The organism is Dactylosporangium maewongense (assembly GCF_039531485.1).
GTDB classification, from domain to species: Bacteria; Actinomycetota; Actinomycetes; order Mycobacteriales; family Micromonosporaceae; genus Dactylosporangium; species Dactylosporangium maewongense.
The window spans coordinates 196,071-209,233 of the sequence record NZ_BAAAQD010000004.1 but is presented as its reverse complement, the minus strand read 5'-3'; the positions used below and the strand labels follow the sequence as shown (position 1 = coordinate 209,233).

General features: G+C 72.7%; 12 protein-coding genes. 5 read left to right on the top strand and 7 right to left on the bottom strand.

The annotated features are described in order from the left end of the window. Nucleotides 1-119: 119 nt before the first annotated feature. From ABD332_RS13015 to ABD332_RS12985, 7 genes are all read right to left on the bottom strand, one after another. Nucleotides 120-1,478 (bottom strand): FAD-dependent oxidoreductase, encoded by a 1,359-nt coding sequence (locus tag ABD332_RS13015; RefSeq protein WP_344502092.1) that lies wholly within the window; start codon nt 1,476-1,478, stop codon nt 120-122. Further along, nucleotides 1,475-1,849 carry a DUF4286 family protein gene (locus ABD332_RS13010; RefSeq protein WP_344502091.1) on the bottom strand — a complete coding sequence of 125 codons (375 nt, stop codon included), beginning with the start codon at nt 1,847-1,849 and terminating at the stop codon, nt 1,475-1,477. The genes ABD332_RS13015 and ABD332_RS13010 overlap by 4 nt, the downstream gene beginning before the upstream one ends. A gap of 31 nt (nt 1,850-1,880) precedes the next feature. Next, complete coding sequence (locus tag ABD332_RS13005; RefSeq protein WP_344502090.1) at nt 1,881-2,381, bottom strand: nuclear transport factor 2 family protein; 501 nt, start codon at nt 2,379-2,381, stop codon at nt 1,881-1,883. 4 nt (nt 2,382-2,385) lie between these two features. After that, on the bottom strand, nt 2,386-4,134 hold the full coding sequence (locus tag ABD332_RS13000; protein WP_344502089.1) for an ABC transporter permease: 1,749 nt from the start codon (nt 4,132-4,134) through the stop codon (nt 2,386-2,388). Beyond that, nucleotides 4,124-5,266, bottom strand: a complete 1,143-nt coding sequence (locus ABD332_RS12995; protein WP_344502088.1) for an ABC transporter ATP-binding protein — start codon at nt 5,264-5,266, stop codon at nt 4,124-4,126. Before ABD332_RS12995 ends, ABD332_RS13000 begins: the two co-directional genes overlap by 11 nt. Further along, nucleotides 5,266-6,342 carry an ABC transporter substrate-binding protein gene (locus ABD332_RS12990; protein WP_344502087.1) on the bottom strand — a complete coding sequence of 359 codons (1,077 nt, stop codon included), beginning with the start codon at nt 6,340-6,342 and terminating at the stop codon, nt 5,266-5,268. Before ABD332_RS12990 ends, ABD332_RS12995 begins: the two co-directional genes overlap by 1 nt. 156 nt (nt 6,343-6,498) lie before the next feature. Then, nucleotides 6,499-7,650 carry an acetyl-CoA C-acyltransferase gene (locus tag ABD332_RS12985; protein ID WP_344502085.1) on the bottom strand — a complete coding sequence of 384 codons (1,152 nt, stop codon included), beginning with the start codon at nt 7,648-7,650 and terminating at the stop codon, nt 6,499-6,501. 73 nt (nt 7,651-7,723) lie between these two features. Between ABD332_RS12985 and ABD332_RS12980 the strand changes: the two genes are divergently transcribed. The 5 genes from ABD332_RS12980 to ABD332_RS12960 are packed head-to-tail and all read left to right on the top strand — an operon-like array spanning nt 7,724 to nt 13,134. Then, a complete protein-coding gene (locus ABD332_RS12980; RefSeq protein WP_344502084.1) occupies nt 7,724-8,752 on the top strand; it encodes an LLM class flavin-dependent oxidoreductase in 1,029 nt (342 codons plus the stop codon). A 30-nt stretch (nt 8,753-8,782) separates the two neighbouring features. After that, complete coding sequence (locus ABD332_RS12975) at nt 8,783-10,126, top strand: acyclic terpene utilization AtuA family protein (protein WP_344502083.1); 1,344 nt, start codon at nt 8,783-8,785, stop codon at nt 10,124-10,126. Beyond that, the gene (locus tag ABD332_RS12970) at nt 10,123-10,449 is read left to right on the top strand and encodes an AtuA-related protein (protein WP_344502082.1); all 327 of its coding nucleotides are present in this window, start codon (nt 10,123-10,125) and stop codon (nt 10,447-10,449) included. The genes ABD332_RS12975 and ABD332_RS12970 overlap by 4 nt, the downstream gene beginning before the upstream one ends. After that, complete coding sequence (locus ABD332_RS12965) at nt 10,446-11,987, top strand: AMP-binding protein (RefSeq protein ID WP_344502081.1); 1,542 nt, start codon at nt 10,446-10,448, stop codon at nt 11,985-11,987. Before ABD332_RS12970 ends, ABD332_RS12965 begins: the two co-directional genes overlap by 4 nt. After that, complete coding sequence (locus ABD332_RS12960) at nt 11,980-13,134, top strand: CaiB/BaiF CoA transferase family protein (RefSeq protein ID WP_344502080.1); 1,155 nt, start codon at nt 11,980-11,982, stop codon at nt 13,132-13,134. Before ABD332_RS12965 ends, ABD332_RS12960 begins: the two co-directional genes overlap by 8 nt. Nucleotides 13,135-13,163: the final 29 nt, after the last annotated feature.

The following is a 13,163-nucleotide window of genomic DNA, read 5'->3' as shown; positions in this document are numbered from 1 at the left end:
GCCACCAACGGCACCCTGCAACACATCTGGTGGAACGGCACCGCGTGGAACCGCGAAACCCTGCCCTCCTGACCCACACCGCCCGGCGTCCCGCACCACGGGACGCCGGGCGGCCGGTTTCACGCGAGTGCGGCGGTGACCGTCTCCGCGGCGACCAGGCCGGTCGCGAAGGCGTGGGCCAGGCCGTTGCCCGGCAGGTAGGTGTCGGGGCCGTCGCCCGAGATGCCGGCGGCGGCGCCGCCGGCCGCGAACAGGCCGGGGATCGGGTCGCCGCCGGGGCGCACGACGCGGGCGGCGGTGTCGATGGTCAGGCCGCCCTGGGTGTGCACCAGGCCGCTGGAGACGGCCGAGGCGTAGTACGGCGGGTGCAGCCGGCGCCGGGGGGCGGCGCGGCCGAGCCAGCAGGGGGCGTCCACGGCGGCGTTGTAGCGCTCGACCTCGTCCGTCAGCGCGGCGGCGGGGAGGCCGAAGGTGTCCGCGAGCGCGTCGAGGGTGGTGAAGGTCGCGACCACGCCGGCCGAGAAGGCCTCGGCGTAGGCGCCGTTGGCCAGCGCCCGGCGGTGGATCGGCTCGTCGAAGATCTCGACGCCGCGCCCGCCGGGCTGGGCGGCCAGCGACGCGGCGAACCCCGAGTTGGAGACGTCCTCGCGGGCGAAGCGGCGGCCGTCGGTGCCGACGATGATGCTGCCCAGGGCCGGTAGGGCGCCGCCGAGCCGGGTGCCGTACTTCGGGTTGAGGTGGCTGTGCCCCTCGTAGGCGGTCAGGTAGGCGGTGCCCGCGCCCAGACGCAGCCCGATCTCCAGGCCCGTGCCGGTGCTGTTCTCGGAGCCGATGAAGTGGCTGTCGGCGGCGGCGTCGCCGATGTAGCGGCGCAGCAGGGCCCGGTTGGCGCCGAAGCCGGCGGTGGCGAGCAGGACGTGCCGGGCGCGCAGCCGGTCGAGGCCGGTCCCGCCCCGCCGGACGGCCACGTCGAGGGTGCCGTCGTCGGCGACGTTCACGTCGACCACCTCGGCGGCGTCCACGAAGTCGACGCGGTCGAGGGCGCGCACGTACGCCCGCAGGCCGGCGATCAGCTCCTTCCCGGTCTCGGCCGGGGTGCAGTGCAGGCGCCGCACCGAGTGCCCGGCGTACGCGACCGCGTCGATGTGCAGGTCCAGGCCGACGGTGTCGGCCAGGGTGTGCACAACGTCGCGGGACCGGTCCGCCACCAGCTCGGCGACGGCGGGGTCGCACCGGCCCCGGTTCTGCCGCAGGATGTCGGCCAGCAGCGTCGCCGGCGAGTCGTCGATGCCGGCGGCCTCCTGGAACCGGGTGCCGGCGCCCTGGACCAGCCCGCCGGAGAACTCGGCGTTGCAGCCCCGCCGCATGTCCTTCTCCAGCAGCAGGACGTCGACGCCGGCCTGTGCCGCGGTGAGCGCGGCCAGCAGCCCTGCGGCGCCGGCGCCAGCCACCACGAACGGCGACGCCGGCTCGGTCATGACCGGCCCGCGATCTCGTCCGTGATCGCGGTGAAGAACCAGCTGTGGTGCTTGCCGTCGAACAGGTCGGAGCGGGCCGAGATCCACGGCTTGCGGCCGGCCGCCAGGGCCTCCGCCCGTTCGGCCCGCTGTGCCCGGATCGCGGCCTGGGCGTCGGCCAGCTTGCCCTCGGGGATCGTGTAGATCACCAGGTACTTCCAGGTCGCGCCCTCCTCGACCTGCTGGTCGGCGAGCTTGAACCGCTGCGCGGTGGCGAAGCCGTCGAGCTCGTCGACGACCTCGTGCACGTGGACGTCGCTGTACCAGGCGTTGAACTCGTCCTCGACCTCCGGGCGGGTGTTGCTGAGCACGATCATGACATTCGATGGCATCGAAGGTTTCTCCGTTCCCGGGGGTGGTCGGTCAGGGCAGGTCCGCGGGGCGCGGCTGGTCGCCGTGCCAGCGCACCCGCAGGTTGTCGGCGAAGCCGGCGGCGAACTGGTCGACGGGCATCGCGTAGATGAAGTTGAGCGACCGGCGCTGGAAGAGCCACCGTCCTTCGGACTTCACGTAGAGGTCGTGGTAGCGGTAGGCGGCGACGTGCAGGATCCCGGACGGCACCAGCTCGGCGTGCCCGGAGACCCGGCCGGCGACCCGCTCCCGCGGTGAGGCGCCCTCGACCGGGTCGAGCACCTGGCCGTGGTTGACGTGGTTGGTCAGGTCGTAGCGGCGCATGGAGCCGAGGAAGAACTCCCGGATGCCGTCCGCCCCGTCGACGACCCGGCCGGCCCGCTCGAACTGGGCGTCCGGCGCGAACAGCGAGATCAGCAGGTCGATGTCGCGGTCGTCGCGGGCGAGGGAGTACCTCGCGATCAGCTCCTGCAGGAGCAGGCGGTCCTCGACGGTCACGTCGAGCGGGGTCATTGCCTCACCTCACCAGGAAGAACTTGTCACGCAGGCGCATGACGAGCAGCACGACGGCGCTGGCGACCACGGTCATCAGCACGCCCAGGGCGGCCAGCTTGGGGAAGCTGCCACCGGTCCACATGTCGAGGATCACGAATCCCACCACCGGCGTGTGGGTGCCGGCGAGCATGGACGACGCCGTGATGTCGCCGGTCATGAGGACGAACAGCAGCGACCAGCCGGCGATCAGGCTGGGCGCCATCAGCGGCAGGAGGATCCGGCGGGTCGTGGTCGCGTCGCTCGCGCCGGCGACGGCCGACGCCTCCGTCAGCTGCGGGCCGATCTGCTGGTGCGCCGCCGAGGCGTAGAAGGTCGCCTGCGGGATGTAGAGGATCACGTACGCCAGTCCCAGCAACAGGCTGGTCCCGGCCAGGTCGAACGGCGGGCCCGCGAAGGCGACGATGAACGCCACCGCCAGCACGACGTGGGTCAGCGTCGACGGGATCTTCACGATGCCGTCGACCGCGCCGGCGGCGAGGCCGGCCCGGCGGGTGACGGTCTGGGTGACCAGCACCGCGAGGAGGACGGCGATGGTGGCGCAGACGACGGCCAGCACGAGGCTGTTGCGCAGGCCGCTCCAGACCAGCTCGTTGTCGACGAGGTACTGGTAGTTGACGAAGGTGAGCTTGTCCCACTGGATCCGGGCGCCCCAGAACCGTTGCAACGACACCAGGACCAGCCCGCCCAGCGGCAGCACCGAGGTCAGCAGCAGGAACCCGACCATCGTCAGCCGGGCCACCCACTTCCAGCGGCCGAGGGGCACGGCGGCGCTGGCGCTGGACCGGCCGGTGATGGTCGCGTGGGACTGCAGCGCGACCATCCGCCGCTGCACCAGCCAGCAGGCGCCGACGACGAGGATGACCAGGATGGACAGGCCGAGCGCGCCGCCGGTGTCCCGGGGGTAGTTGTGCGTCATGAGGTTGACGATCTCGACCGGCAGGACGTCGATGCCGGCGGGCGTGCCGATCACCAGCGGGATCGAGAAGATGGCCATGCCCATCGTCGCGATCACCAGGATGCTCGCCCCGATCGCCGGCCGCAGCGACGGCAACGTGATCCGGCGGAAGGTGGTCAGCGCGCCCGCCCCCGAGGACCGCGACGCCTCCTCCAGCGCCGGGTCGAGCGACTGCAGGCCGCTGGAGATCGTCAGGTAGGCGTACGGCGTCAGGAACAGCACGTACGCGAAGATCAACCCCGGCCACGAGTAGATGTCGATCGGGCCCTCGGTCACCTTGACCCCGAACAGCTCCAGGAACTGGCGGATCCAGCCGTTGAGGAGCCCGGCCCGCGGCGAGGCCAGGAAGACCCAGCCGATCGCGCCGGCGATGGACGGCACGAACATCGGCATGAGCGGCAGCATCCGCGCCACGAACCCCATGCGCGCGTCGGTGCGCTCGTTGATCCAGGCGAAGACCGCGCCGATCGCCAGCGCCAGCGTCCCGCCGACGGCGACCGCGAGCACCGTGTTGCCCGCCATCCGCCAGGTTCTACCGGCGGTGAGGACCTCGACGATCCTGTCCGCGGTGGAGTCGCCGCCGACGCCGAACACGCCGAGCACGGTGCGGCCGAGGGGGTAGACGATGACGAAGACGATGACGACCGTCGCGGCCACGCCGCCGTACCAGAGAACTCCGCGACGGCGTGGGCGCGTGGCCGTGGAGGTCGTCGGTGCCGCGGCCGGCGCCGGCCGCATGCCGAGGTCAGCCGCCATCGGGCACCACCCACGCGGCGTCGGCGTCGAAGCCGGTGACGACGCCGGCGCCGGGCCCGCCCCACTCGTGGTAGCGGTCCCAGATCCGCACCGTGAGCTCGCCCACCTCGACGAGGTACTCGGTGTAGGCGCCCAGCAGGTGGCGGGCCTTCACCACGCCCTTCCATCCGTCGCGGGCCGACGTGTCCTGCGGCTGGAGCCACCAGTCGTTGGCCCGGGTCATCAGCAGCGCCGTGGGGCCGATGCCGGGCGGGCCGGGCACGTCCACCCGGCCGAGCGCGGTCTGCAGGCCCACCCGGTCGGCCGCCTGCGACAGCACCGTGCCCGCGATGAGGTTGCTGGTGCCGACGAAGTCGGCGACGTGGCGGGACATGGGCCGGAAGTAGATGTCCTGCGGGGTGCCGGTCTGCACGATCCGCCCGTGGTCCAGCACGACGATCTGGTCGGCCAGGTCGAGCGCCTCCACCTGGTCGTGCGTCACGTAGATCGCGGTGAACCCCCACTCCTCCTGCATGGCCTTGAGCTCGGCCCGGAGGTTCTCCCGGATCTTCGCGTCGATGTTGGACAGCGGCTCGTCGAACAGCACGACGCTGTTGCCCGCGACCAGCGCCCGGGCCAGCGCGACCCGCTGCTGCTGGCCGCCCGACAGCTGCCCGATCCGCCGTTCGGCCAGGTGCGCGATCCTGGTCTTCTCCAGCACCTCGGCGACCCGCCGCTGCACCTCGGCCTTGGCCGGCCGGGCACCCCGGGGCCCCGTGGTCAGCGGGTAGGCGACGTTCTGGGCGACGTTCATGTGCGGCCACAGCGCGTAGCTCTGGAACACCATCCCGACGGGCCGGTTCTGCGTCTCCAGCACGACCCGGCCGTCGAGGACGGCGGTCTGGCCGTCCACCAGGATGGTGCCCGCCGTCGGCGACTCGAGGCCGGCGATGCACCGCAGCAGGGTCGTCTTGCCGCAGCCGCTCGGGCCGAGCAGCACGCAGAACTGGCCGGCCGGGACCTCCAGGTCCACCTCCTGGAGGGCCGTCACCTCGGCGTGCTTGGCGTCCCGGAAGACCATGTGCAGGCCGGAGACCCGGACTCCGGCCTGCACGGTGCCGGGATTGCGGTGGAGCAGGTCAGGTGCCTGCATCACGAGGACAGTCCCACGGCAGCGAGCAGCCGCGACTTGTCGGCCTGCATGGCGGCGGTGTCGGTGGACCGGTAGTCCTTGGGCATCGGGATGCTTCCCGGGATGCCGGACAGCGGAGAGGCGGCGTAGCCCCGGTTGAGCTGCTCCTGACCGGTGCGGGTGAGGAGGTAGCCGAGCAGCAGCTTGGCGGCGTTCGGGTGGGGGCCGTCGGCGCTGGCCGCGGCGTACTGCTCGACGCCCACCGTCGGCGAGGGGGTCACCGTGGCCACCGGAGCGCCGGCGTCGACGACCTCCTTCACCCCGGACAGCACGTTCGGCACCATGAGGACGCGCTCCCCCGCCGCCAGCTGCTGGGCGCCCGGGACGGCGCTGTCGGTCACCGTCGGCTTCAGCGCGGCGAACTGGGTGAGCACGTCGGGCCCGTACTCGGTCTCCATCAGCTTCAGCCACGACAGGTAGAACGGGGTGTTGGCCGGGTTGACCAGGACGACCTTGTTCTTGAACCTGGGGTCGACGATCTTCTGCCAGGTGTCGACGTCGCTCTCCTTGACCTGGTCCTTGTTGTAGGCGATGCCGATCGGCTGGGTGTTGATGAGCGTGTACTGGTCCTTGTGGACGAGATCCTTCGGCCAGCTCGCGAGCATCGGCGCCTCCGGCTCGGTCAGCTTCGACCACCAGTTCTTCTTGACGCCGTCCTCGAAGAAGGCGGTCTGGGCGACGTTGATGACGTCGCCCTTCACCGCGCCGGCGTCCCGCTCGGAGGCGTAGCGCTGCATGAGGGTCGTCGACGTCAGCCGGACGACCTCGACGTCGATGCCGTAGGCGGCCTTGAACCCGGCGGCGACCTCTTTCACGGCGGCCTCGGGGATGGAGGTGTACCACACGACCTTGCCCTCGGCCTGGGCGGCGGCCTTGATGGTCGACTCGGCCAGCCCCTCCGCCTGCTCGGGCTTCTGGCCGACGGTCGAGTCGCCGGCGCCGCCACCACCGCAGGCGGCGAGCAGGAGACCGGCGGCGACGGCGACGGCGGCGAGACGGAATGAGGGCCGACGCCGCGACGATCTAAAGGACGTCATTGATTCCACCTTCTCGAGTGGGTGAGCGGTGCCGGTCCTCGGGGTGTTGACCGCGCAGCAGATTTCATGCTCACCATTTCAATGATTAGGCACAATCTACAGACGCGTGGCCGCCGTCACAACAGTCGAAGTGCCTGGATTTCGGACCGCCCCCCGTCATGCGAGTTCGAGCAGCGTGGCGTTGGCCATGCCGCCCCCCTCGCACATCGCCTGGAGCCCGAACCGCTGCCCCTCCCGGCGCATCCGATGCACCAGGGTCGTCATCAACCGGGCGCCGGTCGCGCCGAGCGGGTGGCCGAGCGCGATCGCGCCGCCCTGCGGGTTGAGCCGGGCCGGGTCGGCCCCGGTCTCGGCGAGCCAGGCCATCGGCACGCTGGAGAAGGCCTCGTTGACCTCGTAGGAGCCGATCTCGGCCAGGGCGACCCCGGACCGCTCCAGGAGGGCGGCGGTCGCGGGGATCGGCCCGGTCAGCATCGCGACCGGGTCGGAGCCGACCACGGTCAGCGTGTGCACCCGCGCGAGGGGGGTCAGGCCCCACCGCAGCACCGCCCGCTCCGAGGCGACCAGGACGGCGGCGGCACCGTCGGAGATCTGGCTCGCCAGCGCCGCCGTGATGCGACCACCCTCCCGCAGCGGGCCGAGCGCGGCCAGCTTCTCCGCCGTCGAGTCGGGGCGGGGCCCCTCGTCCCGGCGGAGACCGTGCACCTCGACGATCTCGGCGTCGAACTCGCCCGCCGCGGTCGAGGCAAGGGCGCGGCGGTGGCTCTCCAGCGCGTACGCCTCCATCCCCGCACGGGACAGGTCCCACCGCCGCGCGATCCACTCGGCGCCACGGAACTGGGAGATCTCCTCGTCGCCGAAGCGCTCGACCCAGCGCCGGCCGCCGCGGGGGTGGGCCATCCCGCGCTCGACCCCCATCGTGGTCGGCGAGGCGATCGGGACCTGGCTCATCACCTCGACCCCGCCGGCCACCACGAGGTCCTGGGTGCCGGACATGACCGCCTGGGCGGCGAAGTGCACCGCCTGCTGCGACGATCCGCACTGGCGGTCGATGGTCGTGGCGGGCACCGACTCCGGCAGGCCGGCGGACAGGGCGGTGGCCCGCCCGATGTTGGACGCCTGCGGGCCGACCTGGCCCACGCAGCCCCAGATCACGTCGTCGACGGCCGCCGGCAGCACGCCCGTACGCGTCATCAGCTCCGACAGCACGGCCGCGCCGAGGTCGGCCGGATGGACGCCGGCCAGCGCCCCATTGCGGCGCCCGACTGCCGAGCGCACGGCGCCCACGATGAATGCCTGGAAGACCACGCGACCCACCTTCCCTTCCATTGCTCTCATAACTATGATGAGCATAGATTATGCCGACCGATCGGGGAGTTGCGTGAGACTCGGAGTGATCCTGGGCGATGTCCGCAAAAGCCTGCCGCCGGCGGAGCACCTCGACGCCCTGCTGCGCCAGGTCGAGGCGGCGCAGCGCAACGGCTTCTCGCACATCACGATGGGCCAGCACTTCCTCTACGGCGACCTGCGCTGGCTCCAGCCGATCCCGACGCTCGCGCGCCTCGCCGCCGAGCTGGACGAGCACGTCACCCTGGCCACGACGATCGTCCAGGCGCCGCTCTACCACCCGGTGATGCTGGCCGAGGACCTGGCCACGCTCGACATCCTCACCCGGGGCCGGCTCGTCGTCGGTATCGGCGCCGGCTACCGGCGCGACGAGTTCGACGCCCTCGGCGTCGACTACACCCAGCGGTTCCGGATGCTCGAGGAGAGCATCACGATCATGAAGCAGGTGTGGACGCAGGACGAGGTGTCCTACGCCGGCAGGTACTGGACCGTGCGGGACGGGCACACCCACATCCGGCCGTTCCAGAGCCCGCATCCGCCGCTGTGGCTGGGCGCCATGGGCGAGCAGGGGGTCCGGCGGTCGGCCCGGCTCGGCGACGGCTGGCCGGTCACGCCCGAGATCCGGGGCCCCGAGCTGGTCCGGCTGATGTCGCTCTACGAGGACGAGCGGATCCGGCTCGGCCGCCCGCTCGTGCGCAACCCGCTCCGGCGCGAGATCATCCCCGCCGCCAGCACCGAGGCGGCCTACGAGCGGTTCGAGGCGATGGCCAAGGAGCGGCTGCTCGCGTACGCGAACCGGCAGCTGGCCACCCGCGACGCCGGCGAGCTCGACCGCGAGTTCCGGGAGGTCGCCCGCAAGGAGACCTTCATCGGCACGCCCGACGAGTGCGTGCGCCAGATCGCCGAGTTCGCGCAGGTCTTCCCGGTCGACCCGATCCTGGTCCGGGCGCAGTGGCCGACCATGAGCGGCGATGACGTCGTCGCCTACCTCGACGACCTCGGCCGCGACATCGTGCCCGCGGTCGCCGGGCTCACCCCGGTCGACCGGGTCGTGCGGGTCTGAGTTTCTCCCACGTCACGAAGGAGGTTCGCAGTGGTCGCTCGGCAACCCGCGGCGGTCCTGAGCATCGGCTCGGGATCGGCGTACGCGGACGACCGGCTCGACGCGGTCGCGGCCATGGCCGACAGCGGACGGGTCACCTATCTGGGCTTCGACTGCCTGGCCGAGCGCACGCTCGCGCTGGCCCAGATCCGGCGGATGGCCGACCCGGCCGCGGGGCACGACCGGCGCATCGGCGCGCTGCTGCCGCTGCTGCACCGCTATCTCGCCGCCGGCGGCCGGGTCGTCGGCAACTTCGGGGCGGCCAACCCCGGCGCCGCCCGGGACGAGTTCGCCCGCGGGCTGGCCCGGCTCGGCCTGAGCGGCGTGCGCATCGGCACGATCCACGGCGACGACGTGCGGCACGTGCTGGCCGAGCACGACGTGGAGCTGCCCGAGCTCGGGGTGACTGTCAAGGAGCTCGGCGACCGGGTCGTGTCGGCGAACGCCTACATCGGCGCCGACGGCATCGTCGACTGCCTGCGCCAGGACGCGCAGATCATCCTGGGCGGGCGGCTGGCCGACCCGTCGCTGTTCGTCGGGCCGATCTGCCACGAGCTGGGCTGGGCGCTGGACGACTGGGACCGCGTCGGCCTGGCCACCCTGGCCGGGCACCTGCTCGAATGCGGCGTCCACTCGACCGGCGGCAACTTCGAGGACCCGCCCTACCGGGTGGTGCCCGACCCGCACAACCTCGGCTTCCCGATCGGCGAGATCACCGACGGCGCGGTGACCATCACCAAGCTGCCCGGCACCGGCGGCCTGGTCGACGCCATGACGATGAAGACCCAGCTGTACTACGAGATCCACGACCCGGCCACGTACCTCACCCCGGACGTCACCGCCGACTTCAGCGCCGTCGACGTGGACGACCTCGGCGGGGACCGGGTCCGGGTCACCGGCGCCAGGGGCCGGGCCCGGCCCGACACTCTCAAGGTGCTCGTCGGCGTGGACCAGGGCTGGCGAGCGGTCGGCGAGATGTCCTACGGCGGGCCGGGCTGTGTCGCGCGGGCCCGCCGGGCCGAGGAGATCGTGCGCCGGCGGCTGGAGCCGTACGCCGCCGACATCGACGAGCTTCGCATCGACCTGCAAGGGGTGGATTCGCTGTACGGCGACCAGCTACGCGGGGGCGCCCCGAGCGAGGTGCGGCTGCGGCTGGCGGTCCGGTCGCGGTCGCGCGAGGTGGCGGCGACGGCCGCCCACGAGACCGAGCTGCTGTACTTCGGGCCCGCCGGCGGTGGCGGCAACACGACCTCGATCGTCCCGGCGATCGGGGTCACGCCGGCCTACCTGCCGCGGGAGCTGGTGCCGATCGAGGTGGAGGTGAGCGAGTCGTGAGCACCGTCAAGCTCCGCGAGATCGCGGCGAGCCGGTCCGGGGACAAGGGCGACGTCAGCAACATCTGCGTCTTCGTCTACGACCCCGCGCACTATCCGGCGCTGGTCCGGGAGCTGACCGCCGAGCGGGTCGCGGCGGCGTTCGGGCCGATCGCCCGAGGCCCGGTCACCCGCTACGAGCTGCCCCGGGTGCACGGGCTGAACTTCGTGCTGCAGCAGGCCCTCGGCGGCGGGGTCTCGATGACCCTGCGGGTCGACCCGCACGGCAAGGCGCTGCAGTCGCTCATCCTCGACCTGGACATCGACCTGGAGCCGGCAGCGTGAGCGCAGCGTTGTCGCCGCGCTATCTCGGGCTCGACGTGCGGTGGCTGGTCGAGACGTGGGCGCGGCGGACGCCCGACCGGCCCTTCCTCACCTGGGCGCCGTTCGACGGCGAGGCACGGACCTGGACGCGCCGGCAGTTCGCCCACGACGTCGACCGGGTCGCCGGTGCCCTGGCCGCCGCCGGGCTGCGCCCGGGTGGGCGGCTCGCGATCGTGCTGCCCAACTCCCCGGCCTTCCTGATCACCTGGTGCGCCGTCACCTCCCTCGGCGCGGTCGCGGTCTGCCTCAACCCGAAGTCGTCCCGCGACGAGCTGGCGTACGCGCTGGGCCACAGCCGCTCCACGTTCGCCCTCACCACGGCCGACCGGGCCGGCAACGTCGCCGCCGCGGGACCCCGCGTGATCGTCGACGGCGACCCGGGCCCGGACGGCTTCGCGGCGCTGCTGGCGGCCGGCCTGGCCGCGCCGGCGGTGCGGACGGACTGGTCCGACCCGGCGAGCGTGCAGTACACGTCGGGCACCACGGCCCGGCCCAAGGGCGTGATCTGGTCCCAGGGCAACTGCCTGTGGAGCGGCCAGACCGGCACGGCCCATCAGCGGCTGTCCCCCGGCGACGTCAACCTGGTGCACCTGCCGCTGTTCCACACCAACGCGCTGTCCTACTCGTTCCTGTCGTCGCTGTGGTCGGGCGGGTCGGTGGTGCTCCAGCCCCGGTTCTCCGCGAGCCGGTTCTGGCCCGCCGCGGTCGAGCACGGCGCGACCTGGACGTCGGTGGTGAGCTTCTGCCTGCGGGCGTTGCGGGCGCACGAGGTGCCCGAGCGGCACCGCTTCCGGGGCTGGGCCAGCAGCTCCGTCGTCGACCCCGGCCCCGCCACCGGCGGCGTCCCCGTCATGGGCTGGTTCGGCATGACGGAGACGGTCTCGCACCCGGTGGTCAGCGACCCGCACCACCCCGTCGCCGCAGGGTCGATGGGCCGGGTGGCGCCCGAGTACGACGTCGCCGTGCTGGCCGAGGACGGCGCGCAGGTCCCCGCCGGCACCGCCGCCACCGGCGAGCTGCTGGTCCGCGGCGTGCCGGGCGTCTCCCTCTTCGCCGGTTACCTCGACGCGCCCGAGCTGACCGCGGCGGCCTTCGACGCCGACGGCTGGTTCCACACCGGCGACCGGGTCCGGGTGGCCGAGGACGGCGGCGTGTGGTTCCTCGAACGGGACTCCGACGTGCTCAAGGTCGGCGGCGAGAACATCGGCGCCCCCGAGGTCGAGCGGGTGCTGCTCGGCGTCCCCGGCGTGAGCGAGGCGGCGGTGGTGAGCCGGCCCGACCCGATGCTCGGCGAGGTCCCGGTCGCCTTCGTCACCGCCCGTCCCGGCGAGGAGGTGTCGGTCGCCGCCGCCGCCCACCGCTGCGAGGAGCTGCTCACCCCGTACAAACGCCCCCGCGAGATCCGCGTCGTGGCGGAGCTGCCGCGGTCCACATTGGACAAGGTGGCCAAGGCGACGCTCCGCCGCCAGTTGCTGGCCGAGGCGGGCACCGATGAGTAGCGGACCCCTCGCGGGCGTGCGGGTGGTCGAGCTGGCCGGCATCGGGCCGGGACCGTTCGCCGTCATGCTGCTCGCCGACATGGGCGCCACCGTCGTCCGCGTCGACCGGACCGGCGGGCCCAACCCCGACTACACGCCCAACCCGGTGATCGAGCGGGGGCGGCGGTCGATCGCGGTGGACCTCAAGACCGACGCCGGCCTCGCGGTCCTCCTCGACCTGGTCGCGGCGGCCGACGTCCTGGTCGAGAGCTACCGCCCGGGGGTCGCCGAACGCCTCGGCTTCGGCCCCGACGTCTGCCACGCGCGCAACCCGGCCCTCGTCTACGGCCGGCTCTCCGCCTGGGGGCAGAGCGGGCCGCTGGCCCACGTCGCCGGCCACGACATCAACTACATCGCCATGTCCGGCGCGCTGCACAGCATCGGACGCGCCGGCGAGCCACCCGTCCCGCCGCTCAACCTGATCGGCGACTTCGGTGGCGGGGCCGCGTCGCTCGCGTTCGGGATCGTCTGCGCGCTGTGGGAGGCGAGAGGCTCGGGGCGCGGGCAGGTCGTGGACGCCAACGTGCTGGAGTCGACCGCCGGCCTGATGGGCCTCGTCCACGGGCTGCGGGCGCAGGGCCGCTGGTCCGTCGAGCGGGCCTCGAACCTGCTCGACGGCGGGTGCCCCTACTACGACGTCTACACCTGCGCCGACGGCCGGTGGATCGCCTTCGGCGCCATCGAGGAGCGGTTCTTCCGCAACGCGCTCGCGGTCCTCGGCGGAGCCGACGAGGAGCTTGCCGACGCGCACAAGGACCGTGACCGGTGGCCGGCACTCCGGGCCTTCCTCACGGATGCGTTCAGGTCCCGGACGAGAGACGAGTGGGCCCGGGCGTTCGACGGCGTCGACGCGTGCGTCACGCCGGTGCTGGACCTCGACGAGGCCCGTCTCCATCCGCAGAGCGCCGCCCGGATGTCGTACGTCCCGATCCCTGACAGCGAGTATCACCAGCCGAGCGTGGCGCCGCGCTTCTCCAGGAGCAGCACACCTGTCCCGCCGCGCGGGTCGGGTCCGGGCGCCGACACCAGGACCGTGCTGACGGGCCTCGGCTATCCGCCGTCGAAGATCGACCGGCTGCTGGCCGACGGGGCCGTCGCCGGACGGTGAGCGCAAGGTGCCCGTGCAGCCAGGCTGCA